Source organism: Sphingorhabdus sp. M41 (genome assembly GCF_001586275.1).
In the GTDB taxonomy this organism is placed as follows: Bacteria; Pseudomonadota; Alphaproteobacteria; order Sphingomonadales; family Sphingomonadaceae; genus Parasphingorhabdus.
Genome location: NZ_CP014545.1, coordinates 621,767 through 639,967 on the forward strand (window position 1 = coordinate 621,767; position 18,201 = coordinate 639,967).

Genomic DNA, 18,201 nt, shown 5'->3' on the forward strand with positions numbered 1-18,201 from the left:
ATAAGCTTATTCAAGGAGTTTGCTCGCCGATGTTGATGTCTACATATGAAGCCCGCCTCAAGGCGTTGCGGGAACAAATGCAAAAAGACGGTCTCGACGGATTTGTCGTGCCGATCTGTGACGAGCATATGAGCGAATATGTCGGCGAATATGCGCAAAGGCTGGGCTGGCTGACCGGTTTTGGCGGTTCGGCCGGTTCGGCTATCGTGCTGAAAGACAAGGCGGCGATGTTTATCGACGGCCGCTATGTCGTGCAGGTCCGGGATCAGGTCGACGGAAAGCTCTACGAATATGTCAATGTAGCGGATCAGAAACCGCATGAATGGCTGGCTGCCAATGCCCCAAAGGGCGCCAGGATCGGCTATGATAGCTGGCTGCACACCCGCGAATGGGCGGAGACTGCAAGCAAGGCGCTGACCAAGACCGGCGCCGAACTGATCGCCGTGCAAGACAATCCGATCGATGCGGTCTGGGAAGACCAGCCGCAGCGTTCGCCGGAGAAGCTCGCCGTCCATAGCGATCAATATGCTGGCAAATCGGCGCGCGACAAGCGGGCGGATGTCGCGGCATGGCTCCAGGACAAGGGCTATGATGCCACCGTGATCGCGGCGCTGGATTCGGTCGCCTGGTTTTTCAATGTCCGCGGCAAGGATATCGCCAACACGCCGGTGCCTTTGGCATATGCAATCGTCCGGGCCGACGAAACAGCAACCCTGTTTGTCGCGCCCGAGAAGCTGACCGACGCGGTGCGCGAACATCTCGGCAATCATGTCGAAATCCGCGACTATGACGAGTTGGCTGATGCCTTGTCCGAAATGACCGGCAAAACCGTTGCGGTCGATCCGGAACGCTCTGTTGCCGCCATTTTCGAGGCGCTCGACAATGCCGGAGCCACGATCGTCAAGGATCGCGACCCGACCATCCTTGCCAAGGCGATCAAGAATGAAGCCGAAATTGCCGGTCACAAGGCCGCGCAGAAGCGCGACGGCGCAGCGCTGACCAAATTCCTGCACTGGATGGCGAACGAAGCGCCCAAGGGCGAACTGGACGAATTATCGGCGGCGGCGCGACTGCGCCAGTTCCGCGAGGAGAATCCGGAACTCAAGGATCTTTCCTTCAACACGATTTCTGCCGCCGGTGATCACGGTGCCTTGCCGCATTATAGCGTGAACGACGAGACCAATCAGCCGATCGAAATAAACTCCCTCTATCTCGTCGACAGCGGCGGGCAATATCTCGACGGTACCACCGATGTCACGCGCGTGGTTGCAGTCGGCGAACCGACCGCCGAAATGCGCAAGCGTTACACCCAGGTGCTGCAGGGCCATATCGCTCTCGATCAGGCGGTGTTTACCAAGGGCACGACCGGTGGGCAGCTCGACATTTTGGCGCGGCAATATCTCTGGGCCGATGGCGTGGACTATGGCCACGGCACCGGACATGGCGTCGGCAGCTATCTGTCCGTCCACGAAGGACCGCAGCGGATTGCCAGCTCCGGCGGCCTGAGCGAGGCTTTGCAGCCGGGCATGATCCTGTCCAACGAACCGGGCTATTATAAAGCGGGCGAATTCGGAATCCGCATCGAGAATCTGTTCCTCGTCGAGGAGCGGGAGATCGAGGGCGGCGAACAGACCATGCTTGGATTCGAGACGCTGACCTTCGCGCCGCTCGAGCGCAAGCTGATTGAGGTTGCCATGTTGTCGCAGAACCAGCGCCAGTGGGTCGACGACTATCATGCCAAGGTGCGCGCGCTGATTGCGCCACAGCTGCAAGGCGAAGCGCTGAATTGGCTGGAGGCGCAAACCGGGCCGCTCTGAACCGGTTGCGGCAAAGCCGGTTGACAGGCCAGCGGTGGTGGGGAAAGAGCCAGCGCCATGAAAGAACAGAAAAACCCTCGCGAAGGCTTTCGCCTGATCACACCGATGCGTGTACGCTATGCCGAATGCGATTTACAGGGCATTGTCTTCAATGCCCATTATCTCGCCTTTGCCGATGTCGGCATGACCGAATATATGCGCGCCCTGGTAGCGGCGGACAGGCCGCGGGACGAACGCGATATGCTCGGCAGTTTCACGCGGCATTTTGGCGGCGACAATTGGGTGCGCCACGCCGATGTCGATTATCGTGCACCGGCAAAGGCCGATGATCTGCTCGACATCGCGGTGCGTATCACCCGCTTTGGCCGGACCAGCTATTCCCTGCTGGTGCATCTGCTGCGCGGGGAAGAACTGCTCAATGTGGTCAATCTGACCTATGTCTGGTTTGACCCGGCGACAGAGCAGGTATCTCCGGTATCTGCGAAATTCATCGAGGCGGTCAGCGATTTCGAGATTATCAAGCCGGAGCGGGCAGTCGTCAACGCCTAGGGTCGAACCTCAGGGTTGCGGCTTTGCGTCGGTATCGCCAGGCACCATTTCCTTTGCCTGTGCCTTGCGGAGACGCAGATTGCCCCGCAGCTGCGCGGCGAGGCGCTCGGCTTTCTCCGCTTCCTTGCGTAATTTTTCTGATTTGGGCTGGGGTTTTGGCATGGCGTCTGATTGCATTATCTCATGAAAAACGCAACTCCGCTTGACAAGATCGCAAGCATTTGGTCTTAGCGCCTCGGTTCGGTCGAAACCGCCCGATGTGGCGGCTATCGCCAGCGCATCAAAATGGTCCGGCTGCTGTAGCTCAGTGGTAGAGCGCGTCATTGGTAATGACGAGGTCGAGAGTTCAATTCTCTCTAGCAGCACCATTTGTTTAGCTTAGTGAAAATCTTTTCCCTACGGGGAGTGCCCAAGCGTGGGTACGCGATGGGTGGTTTGATCAGTCGCTTTGTCGCGCTATGGTCCTGCGTGAAACGCGCTCATATCCGCTTCGAAATCGAGAAACGTTTCTCAGAATGATTCACCTTCTTTAGAATTCGTGAGATATTCCGAACTGCTTATTCGTTTCAAAACAAGGATATCAATCTCTTGGTTCGCCCGCATTTGTTGAATCAAATCAGGCTGAAACTTCAGTGAATAATGTTCCGCAAGAGAATTCAGCAACGCCAGATAAAGCCTGAGCAAATGGACGGCGCTTAGCCAGTGCATGCCACATGTCAGGTGACGGTTCAGGCCAGCGAAACGCCTTCACGACGGTCCCGACCCACTTTGACCGCACTATTCCTTAAGGGCCCATTAACTATCTTCACAAAGGAACGGTTGAAACCTGCCGTGCTAGTGGCAGTGATATCAGGAGAATTTAAATGCTGAAATCGCCGTTATTTAGACCAATTGCCATCGCGGTAACAATTATAAGCGGCTCTTTATTCGCGCTCCCCGCCCATGCAGCGCCTAACGATTCGGGAGGCTTCTCGGTGGGCGTCACTGTACCGGTGATTTGTGATCTAGAAGCCTCGGATTTTATTATCGATCAGACGACCAACATGATTACAGGTCAGGTGCAGGAATATTGCAATAGCTCTCGTGGGTTTCATGTTCTGGCCAATCATCGGCCTTTGCTCAGCGGTGAGCAAGTTGATTTGACCTATGGCGGCGTGCCTTCAGAGCTTGCAGCGAGTGGATTCTCCTCGGTTGCATTCCGGTCGGGTGCACGTTTCGGTTACGTGCCGATAACCATTCGTGCAAATAATGTTGAGGGTCCGATCGCGCTCAGTTTTGCAGTTACAGCCCTCTAAACATCAGACAGCAGTGACGGTGACGGTAACCCGGTCATCATAGTGCCCCGCGCGCACGCCGGCCACTGGGCCAGCCTGCGCCCGCATCGCGTGCATCTGCCCTAGCGATGAAGTGTGCTCGCTGAAGGTAAACTGATTGCTGCCCCCCAAATTGACGATATGTTGGTCCATTCGTAACTGGTAAGGTATTCTGTCACGCCCGTTGGCATGCAGCAAATCTCCGCCATTCTCGGACCTGAAGGTGACCAGATAGGCCGAGGTGCTCCAGACTCTGACCCCGAACGGATCTGATCTGCTAACTTCCGTAGCATTCAGGTCACCAAGGTTAATGCGCGCAACCTCGCCAGATCCGGTAGCTCCCACAACCCGGATGCTCACAGCCGACGGAATGTTGACATTTATCGTCAAAAGCATCGTGTCGGTCACAGCACCGGAAGGATCAATCATGTTCAACTGTATCTGTTCGCTGTGAAACCCCGCTTTGATTCCCCACTCGCTTGGAACGGTTAGAATGAAGGGGACATTGCGGCCGTTATCCGATTTTGGCAGGTTCGGAATGAACAGATCGCTCGCCGAGGTTCCGGTAGCGCTTTCTGACGGCAGGATGGACAGGCTGGTCGACCCCGATCTCAACATATATTGGAGATTTTCGGAAATCGCCGAACCATTCAGCCTGGCGAATCTCACCGAAGCCGAACAGGGGCTCGAGCCATCATTGCGGACCCGGATAGAAAAATTCTCCCGAGAGGCTTCGCCGGGCCCTATTTTGATGCCCGAAACCACTACAGTTTGCGATTTATCAACAAACTCCGGCTGACATTCTGCGGCTAGCGCGGGAAACGCGAACAGCGTCAAACTCATCGTCAATATTGAGAGAATTCGCACATTAAACTCCTATTCGCCTGCAGCGTTCAAATCTAGTTCACCAATGCGAAATAGACCATCATTTTCTGCCGGTACAGTGATTGTAAACATTCTACCTACGCTGTCGATTGTAACCTGATAGGATTTTCCTGGTGCCAGCCCCACGATTCCGAAACGTCCGGTTGAGTTGGTAAAGAAGGACATGGGCTCAAAACCCTCGTCATCCTCGGAAGTGATTTTGCCGGAAACCAGCATTACCGGAAGACCATCGGCTACGAGCGTACCCAAGGCGCTCACATACCGGTCATCCCCGACAATTATCTTATATCCACTGTGAAACGCCGGGTCGACGTAGACAACACCGTCGCCGATATCATAGCCCGGTTCGAGGCTGTCGACGTCAAATTGCACGCTTTGCCCGGAATAGGAGGACAGGTCGGACTGAACCGCTGCTCCTAGAGCGCCACTGCGCGCAGAATATTCATTGTCGCTCAGACTGCGTCCGGAGATTACGTTGCGTCCCTTCAATGAAGGGTGCGGTTTCACGATCGCAAATGAATCTGAGATCGGACGCCCTATGCCGAATGCGCCGTCCGCAAATGCGATCGAAGTTCCGAACTGCAATCGTGCGCGTGGTTCATCGGTGATATTGCCTAAGTTACTACCATCGGTAAACACGGAGGCCCGCGCCTGAAAACGATTGCCGACATAGTCAAGGCTGGCATCAGCGCTTGTCTGACCCTCCGAGTCGCTGAAACTCACGTCATAGCCAACTGATCCCACTCCATTATCCGATCCACGCGAAACAGTGGCACGGGTAGTTGCGGTACGGCTGCGGTAGTCCACATTTGCGCGATGATCACCCCCGAACACATAGGAAATTCCGATGCGCACGCCAAAATTATCGTTGGCAAAATCGTCATCGCCATATTCAGCACCGGCAGTCAGCCGAAGACGGTCATTCAGTCGGTGAATAATATCAAAATATGCTGAAGTGCGATTGGCAAGTCCTCCGCCACGTCGGGAATGGTTAAGCCCGGTGCTTACATATGTTCGTTCAGAGACACTTTGTGTGTAGCTGGCGCTTAGGCTGAGCAGGTCGAAGCTGCTCGGTATTATGTCTCCAACCGTCTGATAGTTGGCCGATTCATAATCGACTGTCAGGCTAAATTGCTTGCGATTGGAAAAGCTGTTTCCGGCTCGTATTCGATAGCCTGCGCGCGCAGCAAACCCGGTACTGTCACCTCTACTTACCGCTGCCTGAACATCAAAAACTCCAGGAACAACCTGAGGGACTATTGTCATTTCTCCTGCAACAAGCTGGAGAGCTTCTGAAATCTGGGTGGCCCCGCCGAGCACGAGATTTTCCGATATTCCGCGACGATAAGAACCCGTAAAAACCGGATCATCGCTATAGACTGGCTCAAAACTCAAGTTTCTCGCAATAACGCCCAAGCCTAAAGTATATTCTTCTTCCCCAACCTCAAGATCAAGGGGTTCAAAGAAATAATCAAGATCAATGGTCTGTTCTCGTCCTGCGGAATCCCGGATACGCAATTGTACATCATTGGATCCGACTTGCAGCGGCAAATTGGCAAGATCGTAACGTCCTGCGTCCAGCTCGAATGTCTGATACTGGCCGCCGTTGATCACCACATCTACTGTAGAGCGGCTGTCGAGGAAAACCTCACGCCCACCCAGCCGCGTAATCGGCTGGAATGGATTGAAAATCTGCCGCCTCTTTTCAACCGCGATGCCGCCGATGAATGGCGTTCTTAACAATGTAATGTTTGACAGGCGCAAATCACCGGCGCTGAACCGTCGATAATGTTCCGGCTGATCGTAAACCGCCCTAACACTGCGGCGGTAGAATTTATATTTGTCCTCGAACTGGTCGCTCAGCGCACCGTCAACTTCGACCACGATATTTTGGTAGCGAGCCGCGCCAAAAACAAAAACCTCCGGTTTCTGGGCACCGTCGCGTTCACTATATTCGAGATTCGTGTTGAAATTCATATAGCCGCTGAAATCGGCCGGTTCAGTTGTGGGCAAGGTCAGCTGAGAGCGGTTGGGGAGTGACTGTCCCAGAGTTCCCGTGGGTCGATATTCCCCGTTAATACTATCAACCACAATTTCGAGCCGCGTTTTGTCAAACCGGATTTCAATCTGCGTCGCTGAAAGGTCGCTTGACGTTACAAATGTTCGATCAGCGAAAGCTTCCGCCAGACGTTGTTTCCCGGCCTCATTGAGCAATGGTGCCATCTGCTCCAGCAGCGATGCCGTTTCAAATAGCGCCTCCCCGTTGGGCTCCAGTTCCAACATGACGTCGCCCAAGACCCGGCGATCGTATATCAGCGGGACGGAAAATGAGATCCGGCGTGGTTGTGGAATGGGATCAACTTGCGCTGTCTGTACTGGCAATAATTGCCAGGCCATCGCTGGCTGTCCAAACGGCATAAACATTGCGCTCGCCAATGCGAGTTTGCTGCAACGTCCCGCTAATAATTTTTTGCCCCCCCGAGTCATCTATGGTTCGACTTTAATTTTTATGGAATCAGGCACAAGTTCTTCATCCAGAGAGATGAAGAAGCTTCGAATTCGGCCAGGCCCAATAACGCCTACGCCAATCTTGCGGGTCATCTCGTCACCCTTGTAACTTTCGCTGAACGACTGCCCATTTTGAGTGGTTCCAGTAATCGTCCAATCAGAAAGGCCTGCCATGAAATATCCGGTTCCATCGTTGGCCAACCGGACCTGGATGCCTGATTCTTCTTCTACTACTTTCGGTTCAATTGATCGAATGGCCGCCACAGGAGACACGCCATCCGGTACGACATTCACCAATACGTTATAATTGATAACCACCTGGACTTGCGAAGCTTCGGCCTCGATTTCGACAGGTATCTGTTGAATCGACATATAGTAGATTTCAGATCTGGCCAGTTCTGGCTCACCGACATACTGGACCCTGAAAACTTGCTGCGATTTTGATTCAACCATCGCCTGCGCAGGGAAAATCAGAAAATTTTCTTCGGCCGGAGTTAGTGTGAGTTCCCCCTCTTCACTAATTTCCCCCAGCATCATTCGGACTTCAAACGGTATGTTGCGTTCACTGTCGTTGGTCAACTCGACGCGAGCGACAGAGCCACGCCCGGTTGGCTCCAGCTCTACAATCATGGGAGATACTCGAGCCGCTTGCGCTGCAGCGGGTCCGAATACCATCGCAAGAACTACCGCTATTTGAAATAATATACGAGCCATCTACTAATCCTATACTGTTAGTATATCGCTATCGCGCCACATTTCGCCGTCATGCAAACGCTTTAACTAATTATTAACGCCGCAACGCTAATTAAAAAGGGAGAGGCTCCACACCTCTCCCCCTTGTTGCTTTGTAGATGTTGATAGACCTAGATCGGGCCCACTGAAACCACAGCCGTATCCGTATAACGACCAGCAAGTGGGCGGAGCGGATTGAATGCCTGTGTGATCGTGGTCCGAAGTACCGCGTCATCGTGGAATGCATCAGTTTGATCTCTGAAACGCGTAAATACGCCTTGGCCCGTGGTCAAGAACACTGGCGAGAACGCGTTGCCATCTGATGGACGCAGGGACAGGTTGTAGTGGATCGTATCGGTGAAATCCGCTGCATCTGGACCGTCGTTGACTTCTGTGGTGGTCATGCCGCCGTTTGTAGAAGTGAGCGTGATTTTCGCAGCATAGTTGCAGCTCGTCCAGATGTTCTGGAAATCATTGTCAAACGCGGTTGTGAGAAGCAAGGCTCCGGAGCCTGGCGCACGCTCGATTGCAAGATTGCCAAAATTGACATTCTGCGGATCGGCAACGCTGCACTCAGGTTGTACATTTGCACGAATACGGAAGTTTTTCGAATCGCTGTCCGCTGCCATTGCTGGAGTTGCGGTCATTGCAGCGGTAGCGATTGCTACCATAAGTAGTTTTTTCATTTTAAATCCCTCTATTCGGATTGGCGGAATTGCCCATCCAAAGGTTATGGCACAGCTAAGCGCCGGTTCTGTTCGAGATTCTGGTATCTCGAACTATCCAAATCTTCCTTTTGGAAGACCAGAATATCAATTACCGCGCCAACTCGACGCAGCTGAAATCTGTCTCTGGAATTTGAGTGAGTTCGAATGGGCTGAAGAATACAGCTCAATGAGCATATTGAGACGTCGCTCATTATTTTTACTAGTCAGGTTATCCACAACCACAGGCTCCCTACAAACAAAACCCAATTACCTTCAATCAAGTTGTCAGTTGCCAAGTGGAATCAAATCCAGAATTCGAAACTTGGCAAGCGACTCGGTTTGCGACCTTGTTGAGATCCCTAGACAATTTTTATTCAAGTTAAAAGCTCGTTAACCACGTGACCATAATTTTCGTTGCAGATGGTTAGCTCGCGTGCACCCTTCAGTCTCAACCGGTAAATGCTAGCCATCCATATCCGGTAGTTATAATTTCAGTGCCTCTTCGTAGGAAAAGCTGAGTTGGATCAACAATGATTACAAAAATTCACGACTTCCAGCAGTCGGCAATAATCCACGACTAGCCGGTTGTTTGCTAGTCAGCAGTTGCTCGCCTGATAATGCGGCCCGTTTGTTGGCGACCTTGATCTGTACTCCTTGATCTCTGCGGGTATTGCTCAGTTCAATTTTTGCTTGGTTACTTGGCCAAAGTTTTTTCAATAGGAAATGCTCGCGTTCGCAGCTGGCGCAGCTTGGCTGTCGCGTGCGTCATGGGCAAATCACCGCCCGGCTAGATGCTCTGCCCGTTGATGTTCTTGGCCATTTTGGAAAGCCATCTCTTATTAGGCAAGGACTGTTCGCCCGATATCGGCCATCTTCCAAATAATCCGGCATTGCGCTCCCCTAATTCTGTGTTTGATGACGCGCTTCTTCAACAACATTTTACATTCATTGCTGCGCCTAATTGCTCCCCGCTCTTTCGAAATTCTTCAACGACGGTATAGTCCCAGCGTTATTGCCGGTTCCAGCTGGTTGAAACGGTTTGTTAATCATAATCTGATATTCGATACTCAGTAGTTGTGTAAGGTTTGGAATATGGCAGAAATTTTAATTGCAGATGATGACGAGATCATTATCGATCTCATTCGCTTTCGCCTGGAAAGCGAGGGGCACACCGTCGTCGCTGCGTCGGACGGCGAAGCCGTGCTGGCAATTCTGGGAGAACGGACGCCCGACCTTATCGTGCTCGACAAGATGATGCCGATCATCTCCGGGATGGAAGTGCTGCGGATCGTCAAGAATACGCCGGGGATCCAAGATATTCCTGTCATCATGCTGACCGCACGAAAGGGCGAGGAGGACGTTGTTGCCGCGTTGAATGCTGGCGCAAACGATTATCTCACCAAGCCTTTCATGCCGCAGGAATTGTTGACGAGAATTGCCATGCAGTTGCAGAAGAGGGAACGCGAGGCTTCGGCCGTTGGTTAAGCATCTGATAGCGAGCCTTGGCTTTGCGATAGCGATACATGCTCCCGGACAGGCGCAGGCGATACAGGCCTTGGATGAAAATCCCGCATCGAAAGAGCAGGCCCAAAAGGCCGATATGCTGCGCCAGCGGCTTGCGATAGAGCCGGATAATGCCGATCTGTGGCGACAGCTTGCGGCAGCAGAAGCCGCAGCTGGCGATCTCGACAAGGCCTATGCAGCGATTGACCGGGCGACATCACTTGCTCCGGCTGACCGTGACATTCAGCTGGCCCGCGCCAATATTCTGCTTTGGCAGGACCGGTTGGCACCCGCCGCCGAACAAGCCGGTGAAGTGCGCGCGGCGGATCCTGATTATCCCGGTTTGGCTGGATTCGATAGCGCATTTGCCCGCCGCCAGGCCGCAATATCAAAATTTGAACCGCTTTCGTTCAGCGCTGTGCTCGGTACATCCGATATTGTGTTCGAAAATGGCCGAAAGCAGAATTGGCAAAACGCCGTTGTCGCGGTGGCCTTTGGAAATGTGGAGCGCACGATTTTCGAGCTGGATGCAGATGTGGAGCGTCGGGCTGCCACGGATGTAAGGCTGTCCGGCCGGGCCACGACCCGCATCAGCAATGGCAGTTTTTATCTGGGAGCGGGCATCACTCCGGAGGCGGATTTCAGAGACCAATGGCGGCTGGTTGCCGGCGGCCAGATTCTCGTCGCGTCCGGCTTGCGGGGAACAGCCGATCTGCGTTTGGCGCGCTACAGCAGCGGGGTTTCCGCCAGTATCGAGCCGGGGATCTCCTATGTGGCCGCGCCAGGCTTGGCGCTGTCCGCGCGCATGATCAATTTGCTCGACGGGGATGGGGACCACCGGATTGGTGCTGCGGCGCGGATTGATTATGAACTGGCCAATGGCAATATTCTTTTCGGTAGCGCAGCCCGCTATCCGGACCGCGAGGCCGACATCACCAAGCAATTGAGATCATTCGCGATTGGCGGTACAGTCAATCTCTCCCCACATTTGCGTTTGCGTCTGGCCGCATCGGACGAAAAACGCGAGGAATCCTATCACCGGCAAGCGATCAACGTGGGGCTGACCTATAGATTTTCTCAGCCATGAATATTTATGACGGACTGATACAATTTTGCATCTGGACGACCTGCATTTTAACTGCGGCATTTGCCCTGCTTGTGTTGCGCCGTTGGTTCACCGAACGCCGGGAACCGATATATAACGCACGCCAAAAAGCAATTACCCGCAGCTATTTACAGAGGGTTGGAGGATTTGACGTCGAACCGACCAATGTCAATTGGTCGATCGCGGAACGTTTGCAGTCATTGAGCCATTTGCTGATGCTGGTACGCGGCGAGGAACGCAGCAAGCTGATCCAGCTGGCGGAGATCGACGGGCTGCTTAAGGCACCGCTCCGCCAGTGCAGTGCCTGGCGCGCTGCGCGGCGTATTGATGCGGTGCGGACTTTGCAGCAATATGGTGGAGAAGCGGCAATTGCCAAATTGCGGGAAGTGCTGCGATATGATCGCCATCGCATCGTGCGGCTGAACGCAGCCTTTGCCCTCGCGAATTTTCACCAGCTTCCGCCGCCGCGTGAAACGATCGCGCTGATCGGGATGCCATCGCGCGCGCCGACCAGATTGGACGTTGCCATGCTCCGCGCACTCGCTCCGGAATATCCCGCTCAGCTGGTTCATATTCTCGGAGACGTGATGTCGCATGCACGGCGCGCTGCCATTATCGATGCTTTGGGCTGGTCAGGAGATCCAGCGGTTTTGCCGGCCCTGGAGCGGGCCGGATCGTTTGACAATATTGAAATCCGTTGTTCTGCACTGCGCGCAGCCGGCAAGCTCGGGCATCCTTCGGTCGCCCCATGGGTATTGAAGGCGCTCGAGGATGCTAACCCCATGGTCCGTGTCCAGGCCGTTAACAGTTGTGACGCCTTGCGCTTGACGCGGGCTTTGCCAAAGCTGCGGACACTGGTTCATGATTCCGAACTATGGGTCCGTCTGAGGGCAGAGGAGGCGATTCCCCGGCTCGAATCACTCGTCACCAAACGTGAGGTTAAAATCGCCAGGAAAGATGCCGCATGACCACGGAATCCATCTTGAATCTGGCAACGCAGATTGTGATGTATCTGGCTTATATATGCCTGATCGTTGTGGTGTTTCGCAATTTTATCAGTGTTGTGCAGCTCGTAATGGCTGCAATTATTTTCGCTACACGGGTAAAGCCTTCATCGGCCTCGCTTGACCTGTGGCATCGCTATGGTGATCTCGCGTTACCGGTCTCGGTGATCGTGCCGGCCTTTAATGAGGAATTGTCGATCGTACAGAGTGTAGGGGCCATACTCGCGCTTGAATATCCCGAACATGAAGTGATCGTAGTCAACGACGGATCCAGCGACCGTACAATTCAGGAACTGATCGACGGCTTTGATTGTGTGCCGAGCGACCGAAAGCAAATAGAGGTTTTGCAGCACACAAAGATACTCGGCGTCTATCAGTCGCGCAAACATGCCAATCTGATCATCGTCGACAAAGAGAATGGCCGTAAAGCCGACGCATCCAATGCCGGTATCGGCTTTGCCCGAACACCCTTGGTCTGTGTGATCGATGCGGATTCCATCATCGAAACCGACGGGCTGTTGCGAGCCACCGAACCGTTCATGTATGATACCGGGAAAATGGTTGCTGTCGGCGGCGCCATCCGGATTGCCAACGGCTGCGAGATCAGAGCCGGCTCTCTCCGCAAGATTGGTGTGTCCAAGGCATGGTTGCCCCGTTTCCAGATTGTCGAATATCTGCGTGCTTTTCTTACCGCGAGGGTCGCCAACGCCGAAGGCGATTCGCTGATGCTCATTTCAGGAGCTTTTGGCATTTTCCGGCGATCCGCCCTGATCGAAGTGGGTGGCTACGAGCATGAGACAGTCGCAGAAGATCTCGAGCTGATCGTCCGTATTCATCGCTATATGCGCGAGCATAAACGGGAATATAAGATCGGCTTCGTTCCGGAAATCGTGTGCTGGACCGAGGCGCCGACGACCTGGGCCGGTCTGCGCAATCAGCGGGCGCGCTGGCAACAGGGTGCATTGGAGACGCTGATCCGGCATCGCCGGATGATCCTCAATCCGCGTTATGGACGGATTGGCATGCTTTCAATGCCTCAAATCGTGATCGAAGATGTCATCGGACCTCCGACAGAATTGATCGGCTATTTGGTAATTCCGGCTGCGATCCTGCTCGGGGTGATGGATCCGACTACGGTGGTTCTTTTTCTGTGTCTGACGGTTCTGTTCGGTTCTGGCTTGAGCGTCGGCACGCTTGCGATCGAAGAATTGCAGCTCAAGCGGACACCATCTGCCCGCGATCTGGTTCGTGTCGGCGCGGCGGCCTTTGCTGAGAATTTCGGATATCGGCAAGCCAATCTTGCTTTCCGTTTCGCGGGTATAGGCCGACATTTGCGCAAGGACACCAGTTGGGCCGCCGTCCCGCGGGAAGGTTTTGATTCGAAGCTGGAATAAGCTTTCAGGCGGCTATGGGCGGTCCCGAACTGGCGGCCACCAACATCCGAAAATTCAGAGTTGCAACGATCCGAGGCAGTGCTCTCATATAGTGTAGCTCTTCCTTTGATCAGTCAGCTGCCACTGCACATGCGGTCGTCCCGGCGGGCTGGCCGTGTCCCGTTTGCCACAGAAGCACGGGCGGAATAAAGATTATCTGCTCACGGTCGGTAAATTAATGAGAATCACTTGCAATAGCAATAAGAAGCTGTAATTGGCCTGCCTTTGATGCGAATGATTCGCATAACCAATAGCAGGGGGCGAGAGTGGCCAAAAAACCTATGGGGCGTATTTCGAAATCCGTGGCGGTTGCAGCATTGCTGGCGACGGCAGCTTCCGCCTCCGCATCAGCCTTGTCGACCATCCCTGTCGAGCTAAGTGTCGGTGGCATGTTCGCCCAGGCGGACTGGATCGTAAAGATTGTCATCATCGGGCTGATCATTGCCTCGCTGGTCAGCTGGACCATATTCATTGCCAAATTATCGGAGCTGCGCAAAGCAATGGCAGCAGAGCGGATCGTACATGACGAAGTCGCCAAGCTGCGGTCTCTCGATGATGCTGGCCGAGATCCGGTTCTGTCGAAGACGGCGCTGGTGCAAGAAGCGTCGGCCGAGCTCGCGCTTTCCGCCGATGCCCTGCAAGATGGCGACGGCATCAAGGAGCGCATTATTTCCCGCTTCGAACGATATGAAGCCGCTCTGTCCCGTAGAATGACGCGCGGCGTCAATATCCTCGCGACCATTGGTGCCACGGCGCCATTTGTTGGACTGTTCGGCACGGTCTGGGGCATTATGAACAGCTTCATCGGCATCGCCGAGAAGCAGACCACCAATCTCGCCGTTGTCGCTCCCGGTATCGCAGAGGCTCTGCTTGCCACTGCACTGGGACTTGTGGCCGCCATTCCTGCCGTTGTCATGTATAACCATTTCTCGCGCCAGATTTCTGCCTATCGCGCGCTTGTATCGGACACTGCTGCCGCCATTTTGCGGCTGGTATCCCGCGATCTCAGCCGCGGCACCGTGAAGATCAAGAAGGATTGAAACGATGTCGATCCGGCTCAACGACAATAGCGATGACCTTCCGGTAAATCATGACATCAATGTCACGCCTTTCATCGACGTGATGCTGGTGTTGCTGATCATCTTCATGGTCGCGGCTCCGCTGGCGACGGTCGACGTGAAAGTCGATCTGCCGGTTTCCACGGCCAACGCTGCGCCGAAACCCGACAAGCCGGTCTTTCTGTCGATCCAGGCCGACGGCAATATCCTTGTGAACGAAACGCCGGTCTCCGAAGCCGGCCTGGGAGCCGCGATCGAGACCGCGACGCGATCCGACAGGGAGCAGCGCATCTTTTTGCGGGCCGACAAGACCATCACTTATGACGCGATCATGGGTGCGATGAATTCATTGCGCTCTGCCGGCTACCTGCACGTCGCCCTGGTGGGCGCGGAATCGGGTTCGGCAAAATGATCGAGGCGATGCTCAGCTCCGACGAAAAACGTCGCTGGGTTTTCGCTGCAGCCATTGCTGTAGCAGCACATGCCTTTCTGGGGCTGGCTGCCATGGCATGGAAAGCTCCACATGATCGCCCCATCCCTGAACCGGTGGTCCTTGTGGAGCTTCCCCCTGCGAGTGCGAGCGAGGCCATGTCTGAGCCTGCGCCCGCATCGCAGCCGGAATATATCCCGCCGCAACAGGCTCTGCCCTTCAAGGTGCCGCCCGTGCGCGCGCCTTTGCCGGATGATGCGGTGATTTTGCCGCCAGAGCAGAAACGACCGCTAGTTTCATCCGCGCCAACGCCTCAGATCAACACGGCCCCTGTTGCAGCCTCCGCGCCAGCGAGGGTAGAGGCACCGCCAACCGCTTCGGCGAGCACAGCCCCGAGCAACAGCTCCGGTAACAGCCCGAAGGCGAAGCAGGAAAAGGCCAACTATTATGCGATGGTCAGCGCACATCTGAACCAGCGCAAAAAATACCCCACCGAAGCGCGCAAGGCCCGTGAACAGGGCGTCGTCAAGGTTCGGTTCACGGTGGATCGCAGCGGAAATATTTCCAATGTGTCGATCACCGGTTCGAGCGGACATGCCATTCTCGACGAGGCGACCTTGGCGCTGATGCAACGCGTCGCCCCTTTGCCTGCCATGCCCGCATCCATGGAGCGAGACAAAGTCACGATCTCGCTACCCATTGACTATTCCCTCAGAACTCGTTGAAAAATAAGGAAACGATACGATGAATAAAAATACGCCCCATATGCAGAGACCAGCCAGCCTCCGCTTCGCCAGCCTGGGTAAACGCAGCGCGGTAGTCGCATTGGGTCTGACCACTGCGCTCTCCACCGCCCCGGCATTTGCACAGGATGCGGAGCCCGAAGAGGTCGAGCTGGAAACATTGCAGATCGAAGATAATGCCGCTGATGTGAACCCTTATACCCAGAAGGGCGCTCCCTATAAGGCGCGTATTTCCGGCGACCTTCGCCGCGTTAAGCCCTTGTCGGAAACGCCGGCAACGATCACCGTGCTGACGGAAAGCCAGCTCGACGAGCAGGGCGCTACCAACCTGCGCGATATTCTCGACAACCAGCCCGGCGTGACCGTCGGTACCGGTGAAAACGGCAACGCCTTTGGCGACCGCTATATCATCCGTGGCCATGAAGCGCGTAGCGATGTGTTTGTCGACGGTCTGCGTGATCCGGGCATGACGACGCGCGAAACCTTTGCGGTCGAACAGATTGAAATCACCAAGGGCCCAAGCTCTTCCTTCGCAGGTCGCGGCTCAACCGGCGGCGCGGTGAACTCGATCACCAAGCAGGCCAGCACCGACTATAATTTCAACCGCATCGACCTGGGTATCGGCACCGACGATTTCTACCGCGTTACCCTGGACAGCAACTGGGCGCTGAGCGACGATATCGCGCTCCGTGCCAATCTTCTGTACGGCTATGACGAAGCGCCGAACCGCAATTTCTCGGATCGCGAGCGCATTGGTGCGGCGATTTCCGGCAGCTTCAAGCTGAATGACACGGTTCGTGTGCTGCTCGACTATTATCATCTCGAAGCTGATGACACGCCTGATCTGGGCGGATATGTTCCGCGGCCCACCGGTAACGGACCCAGCGATGTGACCGTCTACGGTCCGTGGGACGATGTGCCAAATTATGCCCAGACCGGAGACTTTCTCAACACCAACGTCGATACGTTTACCGGACGTATCTTCATTACACCGTTCGAAGGGTTCACGATCGTGAACTCCACGCGCTACGGCGAAACGTCCAACGGCTATGTCCTGACCGGCCTTCGTGGCGGTGCCTATGATGCCGACACGGATACATTCGGACCCGTCACGCTAAGCACCCATCAGGGCAATCAGGAAGTCGAATATTTCGTCAACCAGCTGAACATTCTCGGCGAGTTTGATACCGGCTCGATCGCGCATAATCTGGTCGCCGGTGTCGAATATTCCGATCTCAAAGTGGCCAACGGCACTTATGACCTGACCACCAACGGAGCCACCAACTGTGTGACACAGGGACGCGGCGGATTGAGTCCGTCTTTCTGCATCACCGATGAAAACCGGAATGTGAACGTAACCGATATCCACAATATCCTGCAGCGGGATATTGCCTTCGGAGCTATCGACAGCAACTGGCAAGTAGAAACAATGTCGGTCTATCTGATGGACACCGTTGACATCAATCCATGGCTTTCCGTCCATGGCGGTGTTCGCGTTGATGCGTTTGATTACAGCAATGATGTTGTCAGCCGCGGAGCAGAAACCGGCTATCGTTACAAAGACACGTTGTGGAACGGTCATGCCGGTGTTGGCGTGAAGCCGATGGAAGAAGTCTATGTCTATTTCAACTGGGGCACGGCCAAGAATATCAATGGCGGTGAATCCGATCTGGGCGGCAACTGCGGTTATGGCGGCATCTGCGTCGATGACGGAACAGGCATTGGTGACGGACGTCCGGAAAGCTCGACCAGCTATGAACTGGGCGTGAAAGCGGATCTGTTCGACGATCATCTGATGCTTACTGCTGCGGCTTTTCAGATCACCAAGAGCGACGTGTTTGAATCGGCTGGCGATGACTATGCCGCGGGCGGAAGCCTGAACACCGGTGAAAACCGTGTTCGCGGTATCGAACTGGGCCTCGTCGGCAATATCACGCCCAAACTCTCCGGTCAGGCGTCGGTTACGTTCATGGATTCGGAGGTCACCGGTTCCAACGACGCCGACAAGATCGGTCGTCGTTTGAGCAACTTCTCCAATACGCAGGCATCGGCGCAGCTTCGCTATCAGGCGACAGAGGCATTCGCCTTTGGCGGCACCGCTACCTACAAGGGAGAAATGTTCACCGGACAGCCTGACGATGCCGCAAGCTATGACAGCGCGCTGGAAGTCTATACCTACCGCGTCCCGGATTACTGGACCTTTGACGCTTTCGCGAGCTACAAGGTGAACGAGAATCTCTCGGCCCGGGTGAATATGACCAACGTGGGCAACAAGGATTATTATCTTGCCGGTTACCGCAGCGGTCACTTCCTGTACAAAGGCGATGAGCGTCGGGCGACGCTAACGCTTACCGGACGTTTCTGATACGAGAAGGGGGAGCGGCGAGTCGTCGCTCCCCCTTTCCAATCTAACA

The 18,201-nt window shown here is 54.7% G+C and carries 16 protein-coding genes and 1 tRNA gene; 12 read left to right on the plus strand and 5 right to left on the minus strand.

From position 1 onward, the window contains the following. The first annotated feature begins 35 nt into the window (after nucleotides 1–35). Nucleotides 36–1,817 (plus strand): aminopeptidase P family protein, encoded by a 1,782-nt coding sequence (locus AZE99_RS03045; protein ID WP_067203236.1) that lies wholly within the window; start codon nucleotides 36–38, stop codon nucleotides 1,815–1,817. A 57-nt stretch (nucleotides 1,818–1,874) separates the two neighbouring features. After that, the gene (locus AZE99_RS03050; protein WP_067197984.1) at nucleotides 1,875–2,366 is read left to right on the plus strand and encodes an acyl-CoA thioesterase; all 492 of its coding nucleotides are present in this window, start codon (nucleotides 1,875–1,877) and stop codon (nucleotides 2,364–2,366) included. 9 nt (nucleotides 2,367–2,375) lie between these two features. Here AZE99_RS03050 and AZE99_RS16230 read toward each other — a convergent pair whose 3' ends face one another. Then, on the minus strand, nucleotides 2,376–2,528 hold the full coding sequence (locus tag AZE99_RS16230; RefSeq protein ID WP_197460238.1) for a hypothetical protein: 153 nt from the start codon (nucleotides 2,526–2,528) through the stop codon (nucleotides 2,376–2,378). Nucleotides 2,529–2,659: 131 nt separating this feature from the next. On the opposite strand from AZE99_RS16230, the gene AZE99_RS03055 reads away from it, so the two are divergent. Then, nucleotides 2,660–2,734: transfer RNA gene (locus tag AZE99_RS03055), tRNA-Thr, on the plus strand. A 495-nt stretch (nucleotides 2,735–3,229) separates the two neighbouring features. Next, on the plus strand, nucleotides 3,230–3,661 hold the full coding sequence (locus AZE99_RS03065) for a hypothetical protein (RefSeq protein ID WP_067197987.1): 432 nt from the start codon (nucleotides 3,230–3,232) through the stop codon (nucleotides 3,659–3,661). Between the two features lie 3 nt (nucleotides 3,662–3,664). Here AZE99_RS03065 and AZE99_RS03070 read toward each other — a convergent pair whose 3' ends face one another. The 4 genes from AZE99_RS03070 to AZE99_RS03085 form a co-directional block, all read right to left on the minus strand. Next, nucleotides 3,665–4,546: a hypothetical protein gene (locus tag AZE99_RS03070; protein WP_156472078.1), complete on the minus strand. Its 882-nt coding sequence runs from the start codon at nucleotides 4,544–4,546 to the stop codon at nucleotides 3,665–3,667. Nucleotides 4,547–4,555: 9 nt separating this feature from the next. Then, complete coding sequence (locus AZE99_RS03075; protein ID WP_067197990.1) at nucleotides 4,556–6,988, minus strand: fimbria/pilus outer membrane usher protein; 2,433 nt, start codon at nucleotides 6,986–6,988, stop codon at nucleotides 4,556–4,558. A gap of 63 nt (nucleotides 6,989–7,051) precedes the next feature. Continuing rightward, a complete protein-coding gene (locus AZE99_RS03080; RefSeq protein ID WP_067197991.1) occupies nucleotides 7,052–7,786 on the minus strand; it encodes a fimbrial biogenesis chaperone in 735 nt (244 codons plus the stop codon). Nucleotides 7,787–7,935: 149 nt separating this feature from the next. After that, nucleotides 7,936–8,490, minus strand: coding sequence for a spore coat protein U domain-containing protein (locus AZE99_RS03085; RefSeq protein ID WP_156472080.1), 555 nt, complete (start codon nucleotides 8,488–8,490; stop codon nucleotides 7,936–7,938). A 1,113-nt stretch (nucleotides 8,491–9,603) separates the two neighbouring features. Here AZE99_RS03085 and AZE99_RS03090 point away from each other — a divergent pair. The 8 genes from AZE99_RS03090 (at nucleotide 9,604) to AZE99_RS03125 (ending at nucleotide 18,152) form a co-directional block, all read left to right on the plus strand. Next, nucleotides 9,604–9,996 (plus strand): response regulator transcription factor, encoded by a 393-nt coding sequence (locus AZE99_RS03090; RefSeq protein WP_067197994.1) that lies wholly within the window; start codon nucleotides 9,604–9,606, stop codon nucleotides 9,994–9,996. After that, nucleotides 9,989–11,101, plus strand: coding sequence for a YaiO family outer membrane beta-barrel protein (locus AZE99_RS03095; RefSeq protein WP_067197996.1), 1,113 nt, complete (start codon nucleotides 9,989–9,991; stop codon nucleotides 11,099–11,101). Before AZE99_RS03090 ends, AZE99_RS03095 begins: the two co-directional genes overlap by 8 nt. Then, complete coding sequence (locus AZE99_RS03100) at nucleotides 11,098–12,087, plus strand: HEAT repeat domain-containing protein (protein WP_067197998.1); 990 nt, start codon at nucleotides 11,098–11,100, stop codon at nucleotides 12,085–12,087. The genes AZE99_RS03095 and AZE99_RS03100 overlap by 4 nt, the downstream gene beginning before the upstream one ends. Next, entirely contained in the window at nucleotides 12,084–13,517 is a 1,434-nt protein-coding gene (locus AZE99_RS03105; protein WP_067198000.1) for a glycosyltransferase family 2 protein, read from the plus strand. Before AZE99_RS03100 ends, AZE99_RS03105 begins: the two co-directional genes overlap by 4 nt. 305 nt (nucleotides 13,518–13,822) lie before the next feature. Next, a complete protein-coding gene (gene exbB, locus AZE99_RS03110) occupies nucleotides 13,823–14,596 on the plus strand; it encodes a tonB-system energizer ExbB (protein WP_197460239.1) in 774 nt (257 codons plus the stop codon). 4 nt (nucleotides 14,597–14,600) lie between these two features. After that, a complete protein-coding gene (gene exbD / locus AZE99_RS03115; protein ID WP_067198002.1) occupies nucleotides 14,601–15,026 on the plus strand; it encodes a TonB system transport protein ExbD in 426 nt (141 codons plus the stop codon). 8 nt (nucleotides 15,027–15,034) lie between these two features. Beyond that, nucleotides 15,035–15,769, plus strand: a complete 735-nt coding sequence (locus AZE99_RS03120; RefSeq protein ID WP_197460240.1) for an energy transducer TonB — start codon at nucleotides 15,035–15,037, stop codon at nucleotides 15,767–15,769. Nucleotides 15,770–15,788: 19 nt separating this feature from the next. After that, the gene (locus AZE99_RS03125; RefSeq protein ID WP_067198006.1) at nucleotides 15,789–18,152 is read left to right on the plus strand and encodes a TonB-dependent receptor; all 2,364 of its coding nucleotides are present in this window, start codon (nucleotides 15,789–15,791) and stop codon (nucleotides 18,150–18,152) included. The last annotated feature ends 49 nt before the right edge of the window (nucleotides 18,153–18,201 follow it).